13 protein-coding genes, 1 tRNA gene and 3 pseudogenes are annotated in these 19463 nt (G+C 67.8%); 13 read left to right on the plus strand and 4 right to left on the minus strand.

Annotated features, from left to right (window positions below; genetic code table 11):
• Positions 1–66: 66 nt before the first annotated feature.
• Both cls and K1X59_RS03900 read left to right on the plus strand, forming a co-directional pair.
• Positions 67–1527 (plus strand): cardiolipin synthase, encoded by a 1461-nt coding sequence (gene cls, locus K1X59_RS03895; protein WP_183151884.1) that lies wholly within the window; start codon positions 67–69, stop codon positions 1525–1527.
• A 47-nt stretch (positions 1528–1574) separates the two neighbouring features.
• Complete coding sequence (locus tag K1X59_RS03900; RefSeq protein WP_183151885.1) at positions 1575–2309, plus strand: hypothetical protein; 735 nt, start codon at positions 1575–1577, stop codon at positions 2307–2309.
• Between the two features lie 63 nt (positions 2310–2372).
• On the opposite strand, the gene K1X59_RS03905 is transcribed toward K1X59_RS03900, so the two are convergent.
• A complete protein-coding gene (locus tag K1X59_RS03905) occupies positions 2373–3371 on the minus strand; it encodes a diacylglycerol kinase family protein (RefSeq protein ID WP_183151886.1) in 999 nt (332 codons plus the stop codon).
• An 82-nt stretch (positions 3372–3453) separates the two neighbouring features.
• On the opposite strand from K1X59_RS03905, the gene K1X59_RS03910 reads away from it, so the two are divergent.
• Positions 3454–3984 (plus strand): RNA polymerase sigma factor, encoded by a 531-nt coding sequence (locus K1X59_RS03910; RefSeq protein WP_183151887.1) that lies wholly within the window; start codon positions 3454–3456, stop codon positions 3982–3984.
• 33 nt (positions 3985–4017) lie between these two features.
• On the opposite strand, the gene K1X59_RS03915 is transcribed toward K1X59_RS03910, so the two are convergent.
• Positions 4018–4398, minus strand: a complete 381-nt coding sequence (locus tag K1X59_RS03915) for a nuclear transport factor 2 family protein (protein WP_183151888.1) — start codon at positions 4396–4398, stop codon at positions 4018–4020.
• A 190-nt stretch (positions 4399–4588) separates the two neighbouring features.
• On the opposite strand from K1X59_RS03915, the pseudogene serS reads away from it, so the two are divergent.
• The 9 genes and pseudogenes from serS to K1X59_RS03960 all read left to right on the plus strand — a co-directional run bounded on the left by serS (position 4589) and on the right by K1X59_RS03960 (position 14348).
• Positions 4589–5901 (plus strand): annotated as a pseudogene (gene serS, locus K1X59_RS03920) (serine--tRNA ligase).
• Complete coding sequence (locus tag K1X59_RS03925) at positions 5898–6719, plus strand: HAD family hydrolase (protein WP_183151889.1); 822 nt, start codon at positions 5898–5900, stop codon at positions 6717–6719. Before serS ends, K1X59_RS03925 begins: the two are co-directional and overlap by 4 nt.
• Positions 6720–6762: 43 nt before the next feature.
• Positions 6763–6847, plus strand: a tRNA-Ser gene (locus K1X59_RS03930).
• Between the two features lie 50 nt (positions 6848–6897).
• Positions 6898–8136: an LCP family protein gene (locus tag K1X59_RS03935; RefSeq protein ID WP_183151890.1), complete on the plus strand. Its 1239-nt coding sequence runs from the start codon at positions 6898–6900 to the stop codon at positions 8134–8136.
• 63 nt (positions 8137–8199) lie between these two features.
• A pseudogene (locus K1X59_RS03940) lies at positions 8200–9203 on the plus strand (LacI family DNA-binding transcriptional regulator).
• A 179-nt stretch (positions 9204–9382) separates the two neighbouring features.
• Positions 9383–11010: pseudogene (locus K1X59_RS03945) on the plus strand (glycoside hydrolase family 13 protein).
• A 51-nt stretch (positions 11011–11061) separates the two neighbouring features.
• Entirely contained in the window at positions 11062–12432 is a 1371-nt protein-coding gene (locus K1X59_RS03950; protein WP_183151891.1) for an ABC transporter substrate-binding protein, read from the plus strand.
• 6 nt (positions 12433–12438) lie between these two features.
• Positions 12439–13404: a carbohydrate ABC transporter permease gene (locus K1X59_RS03955; protein WP_183151892.1), complete on the plus strand. Its 966-nt coding sequence runs from the start codon at positions 12439–12441 to the stop codon at positions 13402–13404.
• Positions 13401–14348: a carbohydrate ABC transporter permease gene (locus tag K1X59_RS03960; RefSeq protein WP_183151893.1), complete on the plus strand. Its 948-nt coding sequence runs from the start codon at positions 13401–13403 to the stop codon at positions 14346–14348. Before K1X59_RS03955 ends, K1X59_RS03960 begins: the two co-directional genes overlap by 4 nt.
• 137 nt (positions 14349–14485) lie before the next feature.
• On the opposite strand, the gene K1X59_RS03965 is transcribed toward K1X59_RS03960, so the two are convergent.
• Positions 14486–15067, minus strand: a complete 582-nt coding sequence (locus K1X59_RS03965) for a TetR/AcrR family transcriptional regulator (protein WP_183151894.1) — start codon at positions 15065–15067, stop codon at positions 14486–14488.
• Positions 15068–15161: 94 nt separating this feature from the next.
• Here K1X59_RS03965 and K1X59_RS03970 point away from each other — a divergent pair, with 94 nt between their 5' ends.
• Positions 15162–17435 (plus strand): glycoside hydrolase family 3 C-terminal domain-containing protein, encoded by a 2274-nt coding sequence (locus tag K1X59_RS03970; RefSeq protein ID WP_183151895.1) that lies wholly within the window; start codon positions 15162–15164, stop codon positions 17433–17435.
• A 96-nt stretch (positions 17436–17531) separates the two neighbouring features.
• Here the strand turns inward: K1X59_RS03970 and K1X59_RS03975 are convergent, their stop codons facing one another.
• On the minus strand, positions 17532–19406 hold the full coding sequence (locus K1X59_RS03975; protein ID WP_183151896.1) for a DUF5979 domain-containing protein: 1875 nt from the start codon (positions 19404–19406) through the stop codon (positions 17532–17534).
• Positions 19407–19463: the final 57 nt, after the last annotated feature.

The raw sequence follows: 19463 nt of genomic DNA on the forward strand, positions 1-19463 counted from the left end.
TGAAGCCAGCGCGCCGGCTGCGGCGCGCGTCCGAGGTGATCGTCACCGCGGTGGTGAGGGGGAACGATGACCGCGGAGACCTGGGGATGGTGGATCGCCGCCTTCCTCGTGGCCCTCGACATCGTGATCCGCGTCACGGCGATCATCGTGATCCCTCGGAACAGGCGGCCCACGGCCGCCATGGCCTGGCTTCTCGCGGTGTTCTTCATCCCTTTCGTCGGTGTCTTCCTGTTCTTGCTGATCGGCAACCCGCGCCTGCCGCGCGCACGGCGCCGCAAGCAGGACCAGATCAACGAGTACATCGCCGACACCAGCGAGCATCTCCACTTCGGCACGCTTCGGCCGAACGCACCCGCGTGGTTCGGACCGATCGTCCAGATGAACCAGAAGCTGGGGGCGCTCCCGCTCTCGGGTGACAACGGCGCGCACCTGATCTCCGACTACCAGGAGTCGCTCGACGAGATGGCGGAGGCCATCCGCACCGCCGAGGATTACGTGCACGTCGAGTTCTACATCCTCCAGTCCGACTCCTCGACAGACAACTTCTTCCGTGCGCTCGAAGAGGTGGCCGAGCGGGGTGTCGAGGTGCGGGTGCTTCTCGACCACTGGGCGAACCGCGGCAAACCGATGTACAAGCAGACCATCGCCCGTCTCAACGCGATGGGTGCCGACTGGCGACTGATGCTGCCGGTCCAACCGCTCAAGGGCAAGATGCAGCGCCCCGATCTGCGCAACCACCGCAAACTGCTCGTCGTCGATGGGATCGTGGCCTTCCTCGGCTCGCAGAACATCACGGACTCGACGTACAACCTGAAGAAGAACATCAAGCGGGGCCTGCACTGGGTCGACCTCATGGTGCGCCTCGACGGCCCCGTCGTGCTGAGCGTCAACGCCATCTTCCTGAGCGACTGGTACAGCGAGACCGATGTCGTGCTCTCGGAGATCGACATCGCGCACGCGAACATCGGCTCGGGCGACCTCGACTGCCAGGTCGTGCCCTCCGGTCCGGGGTTCGAGGTCGAGAACAACCTGCGCCTCTTCCTCGCGCTGCTGTACGCGGCGAAGAAGAAGATCATGATCGTCAGCCCGTACTTCGTGCCGGACGAGGCGCTCCTGCTCGCGGTCACCGCTGCCGTCGACCGGGGGGTGCACGTCGAACTGTTCGTGTCGGAAGAGGGCGACCAGGCCATGGTCTACCACGCGCAGCGCAGCTACTACGAGGTGCTGCTCAAGGCGGGGGTGCGCATCTGGATGTACCGCAAGCCGTACATCCTGCACACCAAGACCCTCACGATCGACGAAGAGGTCGCCGTCATCGGCTCCAGCAACATGGACATGCGCTCCTTCGGCCTGAACCTCGAGGTGTCGATGCTCGTGCGGGGCGAGGAGTTCGTCGCCGAGATGCGTGAGGTCGAAGACAAGTACCGCTCGCTCAGCAGGGAGTTGACCCTCGAGGAGTGGATGCAGCAGCCGTTGCGGTCGACCGTGCTCGACAACCTCGCTCGCCTCACCTCCGCGCTCCAGTAGGCACCGCAGGCTATCCCGCCGACAGCCGTGCCAGCTACCCTGTGAGCATGACCACAGCGCTTCGTCCCCTCGTCTCCGCCGTCGGCCTCATCGCGGCGGCGCTCCTCGTCGCGGGATGCACCAGCGGCCCGGGTTCTGAGACTCCGACGAGTTCGCCCGCCCCCAGCGCCGGTGGCGTGGATGCCGACGACCAGAACGACGTGGAGGGCACGCTGCTCGACGACGGACGCATGTTCGCGGTGATCACCTGGGGGTCGTCGACGTGCGTGCCGCAGGTCGATCAGGTGTCGGCCGAGGGCCAGACCGTCACGGTGACCCTCGTCGACCCCGACGGCGAGACGCCGCGGCCGTGCACGAAGGACATCGCGCCCCGGGCCAGCCTCGGAGCTCTGCCGGAAGGCGTCGATCCGAAGAACGACATCACCCTGAACGTGACCTACGGCGACATCACCGACGACGTCGACCTCGACGGCGACCCCGCAGCTGCGGGCACTCCGGGAACCCCGGGCGAATACCTCCCGTCCGCAGGGTGGTTCGACGACGGCGGCCTCGTACTGCTCACCTGGGGTTCCTCGTCATGCGTCCCGGTCGTGGAATCGCTCGAAGGGTCGGGCAACGCTGGCACCGTGACATTCGCGACCGACGAAGACCAGGTGTGCACGTTGGACATGGCGCCGCGCGCGACTCTGCTCGCCTTCGGCGACGACATGATCGAGGACGACGGTCCCTTCACGTTGACGCTGGTCGGCGGAGGCCTCGACGGCACGGTCGAGGTCCGTTGACTCGCTCGCAGTGACCCTCATCGCTGCGCGCGAACGTGGCAGGACCACCTGACGACGCGCGGGTCAGAGCATGTGCACGGGGTGACCGGGCGGCAGCGCCAGCAGCAGCGCGCCCGGATCGGCCCAGCAGGTGATGCGCACGGCCGCGCCGAACTCGTCTCCGTCGAGCTCGATCGGGACCGGGCCCGGTGCCGCCGCTTCGGCCGCGGTCCCGTGGAAGTAGTGCACCGACGCGTTCTTGCCCCGTCGCTCCAGCACGCGGCGTCCGGCGCGGAAGCGCCGCAGCACGGAGTTGTCCCACCAGATCTTGCGCCACACCGCGAACCAACCGAGCACCCCGGTGGGCTGGATCACGGCGATGTCGAGGGCGGCATCCGTGATCGAGGCATCCGGGATCAGCGCGATGCGCGCGGGAAGCGTGCCGCAGTTCGCGAAAAGGAGGCTGTACGCACGGTGCGTGTGCAGACGTCCGTCGTCGATCTGGTACACCGCGCGGAACGGCTTCGCACGCGGCAGTGATCGTGCGGCACCGTCGACATACGCGATCCAGCCGACCGACTTCTTCAGATCCGAGCGCGTGTTCGCGATCATGTCGGCATCCAGCCCCATGCCGGCCAGCACGACGAATGCGTGCTCCTCCTCGTCGCCGTCCTCGCGGGTCAGACGCGCCCAGCCGATGTCGATCGGATGGCGGAAGTCGCCGAGCGCGGCCCGGATCATCTCCGCCGGGTCACCCAGAGGCAGCCCGAGGTTGCGCGCCAACAGGTTCCCGGTTCCACTCGGCAGGATCGCGAGGGGCACCCCGGTGTTCGCGATCGCCTCCGACACCGCCCGCACCGTCCCGTCGCCACCGGCGACCAGCACGACATCGACACCGCGCGCGAGAGCCTGCGCCGTCGCGTCCTGCCCCGCATCCTCGACCGTCGTGGGGTAGAAGGCAGGATGCTCCCATCCGGCCTCACGCGACAGGTCGCGCACGGTGGCTCTCAGCTGCTTGCCGTCGACCTTGATGGGGTTGTAGATGAGCGCGGCCTGTCGCGGAACGGAGGCAGGCGTGGTCATGGCGCTACTCTAAACCGGGACGTGGTCGTGTCGCCCCATCCGGGTCGGGTGGCAGGGATGCGTCGCAGGAGGGAGCGGTCGGATGCCCGAGGATTCCGGCGCGGCGGCCCGAGGCGTGCTGTCGGAGCTGATCACGGCCGAACCCGACCGGCTCCGCCGCCGCAGCATCTCCCTCGGCGTTCCCGTGGATGACGCCGAGGATGCCGCACAGACCTCGCTGCTTCGCGCCTGGCGCTCGATCGCGCACCTGGAGACCCCGGAACCGGGACGCGTGTGCTCCTGGCTCGATGCCATCGCCCGCAACGTCGCCATCGATCTCGCCAGGCAACGCGCACGACGGCCGCAAGCCGTGCTCGAGGATGACACGGCGGGGGAGCAGGCGGGCGTCGATGCCGCAGTCGAGATCCGCGTGTTCCTCGACGGCGCTCTGGGTGCATTGCACGCCCTGCCGGAGACGGTCAGGGAGCCGCTGTTGTTGTCGGTGGTCGACGGACTCTCGGCCGAACAGATCGCGACGCGTCTCGGCATCGAACCCGCCGCTGCCAGGCAACGGATATCTCGCGGCCGCAAGGCGATGAAGGCGTGCCGCCGCTCGGGGATGGGCGAAAGCTGAGGGAGGCCGGCGGAGATCCGACCTCCCCGAGTTTCACGCGGTGCCGAAGGGATTGTCGACGACGTAGCGCCAGCCGTGCGTCTCGTCGTGCACCGCGACGTCGGCGGTCGTCCCCGCCAGCGAGACCGCAGACCCATCGGGGCCGGTGCCGGTGATGGTCCAGTCGGCGATCGCGAGTCCGGTGCCCGCGCTCTCGAAGACATGGCGCACCGTCATCGAGATCGGCAGTTCGAGTCCGAGGAACTGCGCGAGCGCACCGCGAACGGCTTCGGTGCCCGTCACCGGAGTGCCCGGTGCGGGGACGAAGACGACGTCGGGCGCGTTCAGGGCCATCAAGCCGTCGAGATCGCGAGCATTGAATCGCTCGGCGAAGGCGAGGTTCAGCTGATCCAGGGAGGTCACAGAAGTGGTCATGGATGTTCCTTCCGAGGTCGACCGTGCGCCGACCATCTCAGAGGAAGACGACGCAGCGGCGGAAGTGTGACATCCCCTTTCGGCCGGCACGTCTGCCATGCCCGCCCCGGCCGGTTCTTCGGCGCGAGACGGGATGCTCGGGCGGGGCGGGGCCGCTCGACGACCCGAGAGGGCACCGTAGACTTGGCAGATGATCGACCTCGCACTCCTCCGCGAAAACCCGGAGATCGTCCGCCGTTCGCAGGCTGCCCGTGGAAACGACCAGAGCACCGTCGACGTCGCACTCGAGGCCGATCGATCGCGCAGGGCCGCGCTCGCCGCCTTCGAAGAGCTGCGGGCCGAGCAGAACGCGTTCGGTAAGCAGGTGGCGAAGGCTCCGAAGGACGAGAAGGCGGCACTCGTCGCGCAGGCGAAGGACCTCGCCGAGCGCGTCAAGCTGGCACAGCATGCCGCCAACGAAGCGGCGGAAGCGGCATCCGTCGCACTCGCCCGCATCGAGAACGTCGTGATCGACGGCGTCCCGGCGGGCGGCGAGGCCGACTTCGTCGAGCTGCGACGGGTCGGCGAGGTGCCGGCCTTCGACTTCGAACCCCGTGACCACCTGGAACTCGGCGAGCTCCTCGGTGCGATCGACATGGAGCGCGGGGCGAAGGTGTCTGGTGCGCGCTTCTACTTCCTGCGCGGCATCGGGGCGCGGCTCGAGATCGCGTTGATGAACCTCGCTCTCGACAAGGCCCTGCAGAACGGTTTCGTCCCACTGATCACCCCGACCCTCGTGCGTCCCGAGATCATGCAGGGAACCGGCTTCCTCGGCGAGCACGCCGACGAGGTCTACCACCTCGACAAGGACGACGACCTGTATCTGGTCGGCACCAGCGAGGTCGCGCTCGCCGGATACCACAAGGACGAGATCGTCGACCTGGCCGACGGTGCGCTCCGCTACGCGGGGTGGTCGACCTGCTACCGCCGTGAGGCCGGTTCGCACGGCAAGGACACCCGCGGCATCATCCGGGTGCACCAGTTCAACAAGCTGGAGATGTTCGTCTACACGACGGCCGAGGACGCCGAGGCCGAGCACCTGCGCCTCGTCGCGCTGCAGGAGGAGATGCTGACCCTCTCGGTCTGGCCTACCGCGTGATCGACGTCGCGGCCGGAGACCTCGGCTCGAGCGCCGCCCGCAAATACGACATCGAGGCATGGGTCCCGACGCAGGGCGCCTTCCGCGAGCTCACGTCGACCTCGAACTGCACGACGTACCAGGCGCGCCGCCTCGACGTGCGGTATCGCCCGACCGTCGAGGCGGCCGACGCCGCAGCGCAGGGCGCGAAGACCCAGCACGTCGCCACACTCAACGGCACTCTCGCGACTACACGATGGATCGTGGCCCTGCTCGAGACGCACCAGCAGGCCGACGGTTCGGTCCGCGTCCCGGAGGTCCTGCGGCCGTACCTCGGGGGCCTCGACGTGATCCATCCGCTTGAGCAGGGGCGGGCCGCGCGGTGACGGAACCCTGGCTGGTCGGCCTCGACGTCGACGGCACCATCCTCCTCCAGGACGAGACGATGAGTCCCGGTGTGCCCGAGGCCGTCGCCCGGGTGCGCGACGCCGGGCATCTGGTTACGATCGCGACGGGGCGCAGCTGGATGGCCACGCGTCGGTACGTCGAAGAACTCGGTCTGCTGGCCGACTACGTGGTGTGCTCCAACGGCGCCGTCACGATGCGCAGAGACGGCGACGACTGGGAGCGGTGGAACGTCGAGACGTTCGACCCGACCCCCGTCCTGGGTCTGCTGCGCGATCGGCTTCCCGAAGCCCGCTACATGGTCGAGCTGGCGTCAGGGCAGCGGTTGTTCACGGAGCAGCTCGACGACTGGACCCTCGACGGCGGCCGACAGGTCGACTTCGAGGAGCTCGGAGCGTTGCCCGTCTCGCGCATCGTCGTGGTCTCGCCCGAGCACGACGAGGACGACTTCCACCGCCTGGTCGCGGATGCCGGTCTCAACGAGGTGTCGTACGCCATCGGGTGGACCGCGTGGTTGGACATCGCCCCGCAGGGCGTCGACAAGGGCACGGCTCTGGAGCAGGTGCGCCTCGAGCTCGGACTCGACCGCGGCCGCATCCTCGTCGCCGGCGACGGGCGCAACGACATCGGCATGTTCGGCTGGGCGCGATCGCTCGGAGGACGAGCCGTCGCGATGGGGCAGGCGCCGGACGAGGTCAAGGATGCCGCCAGCGAGGTCACCGCAGACGTCGAAGACGGAGGGCTGGCGCAGGCGCTCGACACGCTTCCAGCGCCCGCCCAGGTCAGCGCGGGAGAATAGAACTCGGCTAGACTCACGCCTTGTCGACGGATGCGTCCGTCGAGGAGGGTTGTCCGAGCGGCCGATGGAGCTGGTCTTGAAAACCAGTGGGCAGAGATGTCTCGTGGGTTCGAATCCCACACCCTCCGCATACTGAGCACGGTGACCCCGCACCGGTGCTGAATCCGAAAGGCCCTGAGTGAGCGAGAACACCCGACGCCGCCGCACCGTCGCGCGACATGGCCAGCTGGCCACGCCGGGTCCGATCAGCCAGCTGCTCAAGTTCATCGCGATCGGTCTGGCCGTCGTCCTCGTCAGCGGGCTGGGCGTGGGGGCCTACATCGCCTACGACCTCTCCAGCACGGTGTCGGCGAATGCCGTGGAGCTCGACGGCCAAGGTTCATTGCCGCCCGACATCGGCGAGTACGAGGGTGGCTTCAACCTCGTCCTCACGGGTGTCGACACCTGCGAGGAGAAGTACAAGGACCTCTTTGGCGACCGCTGCACCGGTGGCGATGCCGAGGGCACGCTGAACGACGTGAACCTGCTGGTGCACGTCTCGCAGGAGCCGCGACGGATCACGGTCGTCAGCTTTCCGCGCGACCTCATGATCCCGATCCCGGAGTGCACGGACGAGCAGGGCAACACCCACTCCGCGATGAGCAAGCAGCCGCTGAACACGGCCTACACGGACGGCGGACTCAACTGCGTCGTCCAGACGATCTCCGAGCTCACCGACCAGGAGGTGCAGTTCGCGGCCTCCGTGACCTTCGGTGGAGTGATCGAGATCACCAATGCGATCGGCGGCGTCGACGTCTGCCTCGCGAACCCGATCAAGGACCGCTACACCGGGCTCGACATGGCGGCGGGTACCCACACGGTCGAGGGTCTGCAGGCCCTGCAGTTCCTCCGCACGCGTCACGGTGTCGGCGACGGCAGCGACCTCGGGCGCATCGGCAACCAGCAGCAGTACATGTCGAGCCTCGCGCGCAAGATGATCAGCGGTGAGGTGCTCGGCAACGTGCCGGTCATGCTCAAGCTCGCCAACACCGCCCTGAGCAACCTCGAAGCCAGCACCTCCCTCGCGAACAACCCGATGACCCTCGTGCAGATCGCTCTCGCGGTGAAGTCGGTTCCGTTCGAGGACATCGTCTTCGTGCAGTATCCGACCGGGGCGGACTACTCCGACCCGAACAAGGTCGTTCCCGACTACGAGGCGGCAGACGCGCTCTGGGAGGCGATCGCCGCCAACGCGCAGCTGCAGATCACGCACGAGAACAACAGCAACGACGGCGTCGTCGTGCAGGAGCCGACGGAGCCGACCCAGGAGGCGACTCCCGACCCCTCGGCCACGCCGGACGACGTGGTGGCTCTGCCGGATTCCATCAAGGGCAACTCGGCTGCGCAGGCGACCTGTTCCAACGGCAACGTCCGGTGAGCGGAACCTTCTGACGCGCAACCCGCTTGCGCGTTCTTGCAAGATCTTGCGTAAGCTGACCGCATGTCGAAGCGACTCGCCGAGGTGGCACGCAAGGTCGGAGTGAGCGAGGCGACGGTCAGCCGTGTGCTCAACGACAAACCAGGGGTATCCGATGCCACGCGGCAGGCGGTGCTGACCGCTCTCGACGTGCTCGGCTACGAGCGTCCGTCGAAGCTGCGCGGTGAACGTGCACGCCTGGTCGGACTGGTGCTGCCGGAACTGCAGAATCCGATCTTCCCGGCGTTCGCCGAGATCGTCGGCGGCGCGCTCACGCAGAACGGGTACACGCCGCTGCTGTGCACGCAGAATGCGGGAGGGGTCACGGAGTCGGACTATGTCGACCTCCTGCTCGCGCAACAGGTGTCCGGTGTGATCTTCCTCGGGGGCAACTACACGCAGGCGGATGCCGCCCACGAGCACTACGAGCGGCTGCGCCAGGTGAATCTGCCGACCGTGCTCGTCAACGCGCGCGTGCCCGAGCTGCAGTTCGCGACCGTCTCGACCGACACACGGCGGCCGCGGAGCAGGCGGTGCTGCATGTGCATCAGCTCGGCCACCGCCGGATCGGGCTGCTGCTGGGGCCGGAAGATCATGTGCCCTCGCAGCGCAAGCTCGAGTCCGCCCGGCGGCTTCTCGAGCACCTCGGAGATCCGCTCTCCGAGGAGCTGGTGGTCCGCGGTCTCTACTCGCTGGAATCGGGTCAGGCGGGGGCCGCACGGCTCTTCGCGGCAGGGGCCACCGCGGTCGTGTGCGCGAGCGATCCCCTCGCTCTCGGCGCCGTACGCGCTGCCCGCCGCGCGGGGCTGTCCGTGCCGGGAGACGTCAGTATCGTCGGCTTCGACGACTCGGCCCTGATGAGCTGCACGGAGCCGCCGTTGACGACCGTGCGGCAGCCGATCGAGTCGATGGGGCGTGCGGTGATCGCGTTGCTGCTTGCGCAGATCGCGGGTACCTCGCAGCCGAGCGATGAACTGCTTTTCGAACCCGAGCTGGTGCTTCGCGCGTCGACGGGCCCGCTGGTCTGACCGGTCTTCTCGAGGCGGGCGCTTTCGTGCGCCCGCAAGCCATCGCAAAATTTCGATAACTTGTTTAGTTCTTGCAACAACCTCACGGAAAAGCTACATTCGACTCATCGCCATCGACGACGAGGAGTTCCGTGGACACCGATGTTCTGCGTTCTGCCGCACCGGCCCGCGCTCTGACCATGCCTGCGGGCGAGGGGTGGTGGCGCACGGCGGTGATCTACCAGGTGTATGTGCGCAGCTTCGCCGACGGCAACGGCGACGGCACGGGTGATCTGGCCGGGGTGCGCTCGCCTCCCGTACCTGAAGAGCCTCGGCGTCGACGCGCTCTGGTTCACTCCGTGGTATCGGAGCCCGCTCGCCGACGGCGGCTACGACGTCCAGGACTATCGGACGATCGACCCCCGCTTCGGGACGCTCGCCGAAGCGGAGCAGCTGATCGCCGAGGCCCTCGAGCTCGGCATCCGCACGATCGTCGATATCGTCCCCAACCACATCTCGGATCAGCACGAGTGGTTCCGGCAGGCGCTGTCCGCCGGGCCGGGCAGTGCGGAGCGGGAGCGCTTCTGGTTCCACCCCGGCCGAGGTGCCGACGGCGGAGAGATGCCGACGAACTGGGTATCCAGCTTCCAGGGCGAGACCTGGACGCGCACGCAGAACCCCGATGGGACGCCGGGGGAGTGGTACCTGCACCTGTTCACCCCGCAGCAGCCGGATCTGAACTGGAACCACCCCGACGTGCGCCGCGAGCACGAGGACGTGCTGCGCTTCTGGTTCGACCGCGGGGTCGCCGGTGTGCGCATCGACTCGGCGGCCTTGCCGGTCAAGGACCCGTCGCTGCCGGACCTGCCCCCGGCCTCGCTCCGACGGACGACCACCCGCACATCGACCGCGACGAACTGCACGACATCTATCGCGATTGGCGGGCGGTCGCCGACGAGTACGAGGGCGAGCGCGTGCTCGTCGGAGAGGTCTGGCTCGACGACGCGGAGCGCTTCGCGCGCTACCTGCGACCGGGCGAGATGCACACCGCCTTCAACTTCGGGTTCATGACCCAGCCGTGGAGCGCGCAGGCGATGCGCGACTCCATCACGCGCACGCTGGCCGAGCACGCTCCTGTCGGGGCTCCGGCCACCTGGGTCTTGTCGAACCACGACGTCACCCGACCGGTCACACGCTACGGACGGGCCGATTCCTCCTTCGCGTTCGAGAGCAAACGCTTCGGGACGGCGACCGATGCCGAGCGCGGGACGAGGCGGGCGCGCGCCGCGGCGCTGCTCGTCGCCGCGCTGCCCGGGAGCCTGTACATCTACCAGGGCGACGAACTCGGACTCCCCGAGGTCGAGCTCCCCTCGACGCGATCGAGGACCCGATGCACTTCCGCTCCGGCGGGGTCGACCCAGGGCGCGACGGATGCCGTGTGCCGCTGCCCTGGAGCGGGAACGCGAGTCCGTACGGCTTCGGCGGACACCCGTGGCTCCCCCAGCCGCAGAGTTGGGCGGGACTCACGGTCGAGGCGCAGGAGCGCGACCCCGACTCGACCCTCAACCTCTACCGGACGGCGATCACCCTGCGCCGCCGGACTGCCGACTTCAGCGGCAGCGACCTGGAGTGGCTGGAGCTCGGGGCCGACATCCTGGCGTTCCGTCGCGGTGACGGCACCGTGAGCATCACGAATCTCGGTTCCGTCCCTGTGCCCCTCCCCGCGCACCACGAGGTACTCCTCTCGAGCGCGCCCCTCGACGGCACGCTCCCTCCGGACGCCACCGCGTGGCTCGCCCTTCGCGCCGTTCCGGCGCGCTCCGCCTGAGCGGTCGACAGCCCTGCACCACCCGATCAGCACCACATGGAAGGACAGACGATGAAGTCACCAACGAAAGCCCTGGTCGCCGGCGTCGCGGTACTCGCGACGGTCGGCGCCCTGGCCGGATGCACCTCGAGCGGCAGCGATGACAGCGCCGACGGCAAGACGGAGCTGCGCGTCGCGACGTTCCCCCCTGGCGCCGACGCCGCGGCCTACGAGGCGTTCGCAGCGCAGGAGAAGCAGTTCGAGAAGGAGCACCCCGACATCGACATCATCGGTGTCGAATACGAGTGGGAGGGTCCTACCTTCGCCGTGCAGCTCGCGGGCGGCAGCCTGCCGGACGTCTTCACCGTGCCGTTCACCGACTCCAAGACGCTTCTCGAGAACGGGCAGCTGATGGACGTGACCGACGCGATCGAGGAGCTCGGCTACACCGACAAGTTCAACCCCATCATCCTCGACGGGGTCACCGGCTCCGACGGGAAGCTCTACGGCTTCCCCCGGCAGGCGTACGCGGCAGCGCTGCACTACAACCGCGACCTGTTCGAGCAGGCGGGCCTCGACCCCGACAATCCGCCGGAGACGTGGGACGAGATCCGCGAGGCGGCCAAGGCCATCACGGATGCCACGGGCAAGGCCGGATACGCGCAGATGGCGATCAACAACACCGGCGGATGGCAGCTCACCTCGCAGACGGTGGCGCGCGGTGGTCGCACGCAGACCGACAACGGCGACGGCACCGCCGAGTCGACCATCGACAACGACGCGACCAGGGCCACCCTGCAGTTCCTGCACGACGTCAAGTGGGAGGACGGCTCCTTCGGATCGAAGGTCGACCTCGACTGGGGCACCATCAACCAGGAGTTCGCCGCGGGCAACATCGGCATGTACACCTCGGGATCCGACATCTACACGGCCCTCGTGCGCGACTTCGGCATGGACTCCGAGATCTACGGCATGACGGTGGTGCCGATGGAGGGCGACGACCCCGGAACGCTCGGCGGCGGCGACATCGCGGTGATCAGCCCGACCGTCGATGAGACGACCAAGGCCGCGGCCGTGACCTGGATCGACTGGTACTACATGCAGAAGCTCATGGACGAGGACGCGGCCGCGCTCGACGCCAAGACGCTGAACGAGTCGGGTCAGGCCGTCGGCACCCCGCTGCTGCCGGTGCTCAGCCGCGAGCTGTACGACGAGTCGCAGAAGTGGATCGCCGACTACATCAACGTGCCGGTAGACCAGATGGCACCGTTCAGCGAACGTATCTGGGACCAGACGCCCGTGGGCGAGCCCAAGGTGAAGACCCAGGAGGTGTACGCGCTCCTCGACGCCGTCGTGCAGACCGTGCTGACCGATCAGGACGCCGACATCGACGCTCTGCTCGCCCAGGCGCAGACCGACGCGCAGGCGAAACTCGACGAGTAGCAGTCCATGACGATGACGCTCCCCGAGCAGCGGGCGGCGGTGGAGGACTCTCCGCCGCCCGCTGCGCGCCTTTCCCGCCGCCGCTCGCCCCTCACCTGGTTCCGCGGCGGCGGGCTCGCGAACCTCCTGTTCGTGCTTCCCATGCTGTTCGTGTTCGTGTTCTTCTCCTGGTCGCCGATCGTGCAGTCGGTGATCATGAGCCTGCAGAAGACGAACCTGATCGTCTCCGAATGGGTCGGCTTCGACAACTACCTCGCTGTGATCGGCGACCCTGAGTTGGGCCGCGCCGTGATCAACACGCTGTGGTTCGCGGTGCTCGCCCTGCTCTTCGGGTTCCCCTTGCCGTTGCTCATGGCCGTGCTCATGAGCGAGGTGCGCCGTGGCAAGGGGATCTACTCCGCGCTGGCCTACCTCCCCGTCGTGATCCCTCCGGTCGTGGCGGTGCTGCTGTGGAAGTTCTTCTACAGTGCGGACCCGTCCGGCGTGTTCAACACGGTGCTCGGGTTCGTCGGCATCCCGCCGCAACCCTGGATCCAGGATGCCGTTCAGGCCATGCCGTCCCTCGTGCTCGAAGCCACCTGGGCGGGGGCCGGCGGGTCGATCATCATCTACCTGGCCGCGCTCCTCGGCGTCCCGCCCGAGCTCTACGACGCGGCCGAGGTCGACGGTGCCGGCATCTGGAAGAAGGTCTGGCACGTCACGCTGCCGCAGCTGCGCGGCATCCTCTTCATCATGCTGATCCTGCAGGTCATCGCGACGGCGCAGGTCTTCCTGGAACCGTTCCTCTTCACCGGCGGCGGACCCGCCGGCGCGACCAAGACCGTGCTGCTGTACATCTACGACAAGGCCTTCCGGAACAGCTTGGGCGGCGACTACGGCGAGGCGACCGCCGTGTCGGTGCTGCTCGCGATCGTCCTCGCCCTCCTCTCCTGGCTGTACTTCAGGCTGACCGACCGTTGGAGCACGACGTGAGCCTCACCACCCGCCTCTCCACCCGTGCCGCGGAGAAGGCCGCCGAGAAGGCCGCCGACCGTGTCGGCGATCGCACCGTCATCTCGGACTCGGAGCGTCGGCGACCCGGCATCCGTATCGGGATGTCCGTCACGCACGTGTTCCTCGCCGTCGGGCTGGTGGTCGCCGGTCTCGGACCGATCCTGTGGCTCGCGAAGTCGGCCGTGACACCGACGCAGGACACCCTGCAGCAGCCTTTCGCGCTGTGGCCGAACGGCATCGACTGGGCGAACCTGTCGACGGCATGGAACGACATCCACATCGACCAGTACTTCCTGAACACGGTCGTGATCGCGCTCGGCGCCTGGTTCGTCCAGCTGTTCATCGCGACGACCGCAGGTTTCGCACTGTCGGTGCTGCGGCCGAAGTACGCGCCGGTGTTGAACGCGCTGGTGCTGGCGACCCTGTTCATCCCCGGCATCGTGCTCCTCGTGCCGTTGTATCTCACGATCGTGAATCCGCCGCTGCTCGGCGAGGTGAACCTGCTCAACAACTACCTCGCGGTCTGGCTGCCGATGGGCGCGAACGCGTTCAACATCCTGCTGGTCAAGCGCTTCTTCGATTCGCTGCCGCGTGAGGTGTTCGAAGCCGCGCGCACGGATGGCGCCGGTCCCTTCCGGCTGTTCTGGTCGATCGTGCTGCCGATGTCGAAGCCCATTCTCGGAGTGGTCTCGGTGTTCGCGATCATCGCCGCGTGGAAGGACTATCTGTGGCCCATGCTGGTGCTGCCGGACCCCGCGGTGCAGCCGCTGTCGGTGCGGCTACCGGCCGTGCAGTCGCAGACCGAGCTCGACGTGTTCCTGGCGGCGCTGGCGATCGCGACGTTGATCCCGATCGCGATGTTCCTGCTGTTCCAGTCGGTCTTCCTGCGGTCGGCGGGGCTCGGGGGTGCCGTGAAGGGGTAGTGGGCGACGCCGTTCCGTCCGCACGGATGTCGGGCGGGCGACCGGATGCAGGACCAGATCCCCGGCATTCGCCCGACATCCGGGCATCCGCCCGACAAGGGTCCCTCGGTGCGCCGGACGAGTGTGCCGGAGGGGCGCTAGGAGTCGTGCACCGCCGGGGGGAGCAGGGCGTCGATGAGGGCGGCCATGATGCCGGGCATGTCGACGGACGGGTCGATCATCCACTGCAGCTGGAGTCCGTCGGATGCGGCCTGGATGACGCGGGCGAGGGTGTCGGGGTCGAGGGCGGAGTGCTGCTCCTCTCCGGCGAAGTTGTCCGCGATGGACTCCCGCAGGCGTGCACTGCGGTCGAGGAAATACGGGTGGGCCGGATGCTCGGGGTCGGCCGCATCCACCGAGAGGCGGGAGAAGAGCGCGACGAGTCCCGGGACCTCGGTGTTATGGCGGATCACGTCGATGAACGCGGTTCTGGCTTCGGTGTCGCTGAGGCCGGCGGGGTCGAGGCCGTCGTGCTCGTCGCGCTTGCGGAGGACCTCGGTGAAGAGCTCCTCTTTCGAGCCGAAGTAATGCAGAAGGGCGGCAGGGGTGACGCCGACGACCTCGGCGATCTCCTTGAGGGAGGCGTTCTGGTAGCCCTTGCGCCCGATCACGTCGAGCGCGCTCTCCAGGATCTCCTCGCGTCGCGCGACACCCTTCGCGTATGAACCTCGTCGAGCCATGCTTCGACACTAATCCTGAATGACGTTTGAAATCTAATACTGAAGAGCATAAGGTTTTCGCAAGGACATCGACGTCGCCCGCGAAAGGAACACAATGACCGAGAACTCGGCTTCCGACCTCACGCTCGAGGAGAAGGCGTCGCTCACCAGCGGTGCGGACTTCTGGACCACGAAGGCCATCGACCGCGTGGGCATCCCCTCGGTGATGATGACGGATGGACCGCACGGCCTGCGCAAGCAGTCCGGCAGCTCCGACCACCTCGGCCTCGCCGACAGCGTCCCCGCGACGTGCTTTCCGCCGGCCGTCGGCATCGGCTCCTCCTTCGACCCGGAGATCATCGAGCGGGTGGGCGCCGCGATAGGGGTGGAGGCCGCGATCGAGAACGTCGCCGTCGTCCTCGGCCCGGGCATCAACATCAAGCGCTCGCCGCTGTGCGGTCGCAACTTCGAGTACTTCTCCGAGGACCCGATCGTGTCGGGCGTGCTCGGCGCCGCCTCGGTCCGAGGTGTGCAGTCGAAGGGCGTCGGCACTTCACTGAAGCACTTCGCCGCGAACAACCAGGAGTTCGACCGCATGCGCGCGAGCTCCGACGTCGACCCCCGCCCCCTGCGCGAGATCTACCTGCGCGGGTTCGAGCGGGTCGTGAAGGACGCCGCCCCGTGGACGGTCATGTGCTCGTACAACAAGCTCAATGGCGTGTGGACCTCGGAGGACCCGTGGCTGCTCACGAGCGTGCTGCGTGACGACTGGGGCTTCGGCGGCCTCGTCGTCTCGGACTGGGGCGCGGTGAACGACCGCGTCGCGGGTATCGCCGCCGGGCTCGACCTGGAGATGCCCGCATCGGGTGGACGCACGGATGCCCAGCTCGTCGCGGCCGTGCGCGCCGGGACGCTCGAGGAGAGCGTGCTCGACACAGCCGCCTCCCGGGCCATCGAGCTCGTGCGCAAGGCCGGCGCGCGTCCGGCTGTGGACGGACCGCTCGACGTCGATGCGCACCATGCGCTCGCCCGCGAGGCGGCCGGTCGGTCGATCGTGCTGCTGAAGAACGAGGGCGCGCTGCTGCCGCTCGCCCCCGAGCAGCGAATCGCCGTGATCGGCGCGTTCGCGACGGAGCCGCGCTTCCAAGGGGCGGGTTCATCGCTGATCAACCCCACCCGGGTCGACAAGGCCCTCGACGAGCTGCGCGCGGTCGGCGGAGACAACGTCAGCTACGCGGCAGGCTTCGCGGTCGAGGGCGGAGCCATCGCTGCCTCTGGACGGACTGCCGACGACCTTCGGGCCGAGGCGGTCGAGACCGCCGGTGCGGCGGACGTGGCGGTGCTCTTCCTCGGTCTCCCGGCGGCAGAGGAGTCGGAGGGGTTCGATCGTGAGCACATCGACCTTCCCGCGGAGCAGCTCGCCGTGCTGGATGCGGTGCTCGAGGTGAACCGACGCGTCGTGGTCGTGCTCTCCAACGGTGGCGTGGTGGCCCTGCCTTTCGCCGACCGTGTTCCGGCGATCGTCGAGGGCTGGTTGCTCGGACAAGCCGGGGGCAGCGCCGTCGCCGATGTGCTCTACGGCGCCGTCAACCCCTCCGGAAAGCTGACCGAGACCGTGCCCGTGCGTCTGGAGGACAACCCGTCCTTCGGCAACTTTCCCGGAGAGTTCGGCCACGTGCGCTACGGCGAGGGCCTGCTGGTCGGGTACCGGTGGTACGACGCGAAGGGCCTCGATGTGACCTTCCCGTTCGGCCACGGGCTGTCGTACACGAGCTTCGACTATGCGCCGGCGACCGTCGAAGTGGGCGCGAGCGGAGACATCGTCGTGGGGGTCGATGTCACGAACTCGGGCGATCGTGACGGGCGCGAGGTCGTGCAGGTATATGTGGCGCCGGAGCAGTCGATCGTGCAGCGTGCGCCGCGTGAGCTCAAGGCATTCGCCTCGGTCGCGCTCGCCGCGGGGGAGACCCGTACGGTCGAGCTGGTCGTGCGCCGGGAAGACCTCGCCTACTGGGACGTGCGTGTCGACCGGTGGATCGTCGAGGGCGGCACGTACGTCGTCGATGTGGCCGTATCGAGCCGTGACATCCGGTCGACATCGACCGTCGACCTCGCCGGCGACGAGGTGCGTCAGGAACTCACCATGAACTCTTCGGTGGGCGATCTCATGGCGCATCCGGTCGCGGGGCCCATCGTGCAGCAGGCGCTCGGCGGTCTGATGGGCGGGCAGGCCGGCGATGCGGCGGCGGCGTCGATGATGCCGAATGACGAAGCAATGGAGAAGATGATGGCCTCGTTCCCGATCGGTCGACTCGCCGGGTTCCCTGGCCTGCCTGTGACCTTCGAGCAGATCGAGCAGCTGATCGCGTCGGCAAACGCGGAGGGATAAGTTCGAGCGGGCTCCGGCTCACGCGGGAGCCCCCACGGTCAAAGAGATGCGGCACCCGGGAACATGTCCCGGGTGCCGCATCTGGCTAGATCACGATCAGTGCTTCACGCCCTTCCGTCGTGCGACGAACACAGCGCCGCCGGCGATGAGCGGTCCCAGGCCGAGAAGCGCGGCCGTGCCCGCTGCGAACGACGAGCCGGTCTGCGCCAGTCCCGTCGGAGGGGTGGTCGGAGGGGTCGTCGGCGGCGTGGCCGGAGGCGTCTCCGGTGTGGTGGGCGGCGGTACCAGGGTCGTCGGGTTCTCGAGGTCGACGGCGAGTGCCTGGTCGGCGTCGGTCACGGTGACGGTGGCGGTGGTGCCGAGGGTCTTGCCGCCTGCGGTGAAGACGGGGTCGCCGTACTTCACGGTGCCCTGGTCGGTGGTGACCGATTTGGGTGCGACTTCGGTGAAGGTGACCTCGGTGCCGACCGGGAGGGTGGCGTCGATCGCGGCGGTGTCGCCGTCGGCGATCGTGAGGTCGCCTTCGGTCGCGGTGCCGTCGACGGTGTACGCGTAGTGGACCGTGTACTTCGCGTCGGGGACCAGTGCGGCGCCCGCGCCGGTGACGTGCTTCGTCACCGAGACCGTGCCGGTGGGCGGCGGTACGACGAGAGCGGAGTTGTCGAGCGTGAGCGCGACGGTGGTGTTGTCGCCCGGTGTGACGGAGTAGGTCCCGTCACCGTTGTCGGTGACGCCAGGGCCGGAGATCGTGTAGTCGGCCCAGTCGACCCCCGCGATGGTGGGGATATCGACCTCGGAGATCACGAACGTCGATCCGATCGGGTACCGCTCGGACTGCACGCGGTTGGCCTCTCCGGCCTTGACGGTCATGTCTCGGGCGTCGCCTGCGACGGTGTAGTGCACGGTGAACTCGGTGTCTGCGGGAACGAGCGATGCGCCCTCGCCGGAGACGGCCTTGGCGATCGAGAAGCGCGCGTAGGACTTGGCATCTCCGTCACCGCCGCCCGATGCCTGGTATGTGAAGGTCGTGCCCACCGTCGTGGACTGCACGGTCGCCTCGTTGGCGTAGGCGTCGCCGGGGAAGAAGGACCCGTCGGGCGTGGTGTAGTAGATGACCTGATACGCGCGAGCCTGGTCTGCCGGGACATTGCCGATGGTGAGGGTGAACGACTTGCCGCCCGCGGCGAAGGTGTTCTGCACGAAGTCCGACGCAGGAACAGCGGTGGCGGGCCCGGTGAGGTTGCCGTTGCCGTCGACGGCACGCCATTCGGCGCGCACCTGCCCTGTCAGCGTGTGGTTCTCGAGCTGCAGCGAGCCGGGCACGAGAGTGTCCTGGATCGTGAACTGCCCGCCAGAGGCGACGGAGCTGGGGACATTGATCGTCCAGCCCCAGACGCCTTTGTCGAACGACTGCCATCCGTCCTTCGACACCTTGGTCGGGGCGGGGCTGGTGCCGACGATCGGTCCGCCTCCCGGAATCCCCACCGGCACGAACGTGTTGCCGATCTGGAACTCGAGGGTCGAGTCCGTGGTCGACTTGATGGCCTGAGCCTTGAACCAGAGGCTTCCGCTGATGTCTTCCTTGCCGTTGACGAAGTCCGTCAGCGTGCAGGTGAGGACCGGTGCGGCATCCTCGCTGATCGTGCAGGTACCGACCAGATCCCCCGCGGGGTTGTTGAGGTCGAATGCACCACCCGCGATATTGTGCAGCTCGGTCGGCAGCGTCATCCCGAACGTCTCACCTCCGACCGCGCCGTTGGGCACGGACCAGTCGGCCGTCACGGTGAAGATGTCACCGACCTCCGCGGGAGCCGACTCCCCGGTGTCGAACGCCATCTGCACGTTCGTGATCGCGTCGGGATATGTGTACGTGGCGGCTGAAGCCGTAGCCCCGGCGGAGATGACCCCCAGCGTCGCCAGCCCCACCACCGTCACCGATGATAAGAGCTTCTTGAGCGATTTGATGCGCATTTCGTTCCCCTAACGGCCCCCAGGCCCATTGCGCTTAATGTTTGACGAGTAAGATGT

It is taken from the genome of Microbacterium sp. Se5.02b (assembly GCF_019464375.1).
GTDB lineage: Bacteria > Actinomycetota > Actinomycetes > Actinomycetales > Microbacteriaceae > Microbacterium.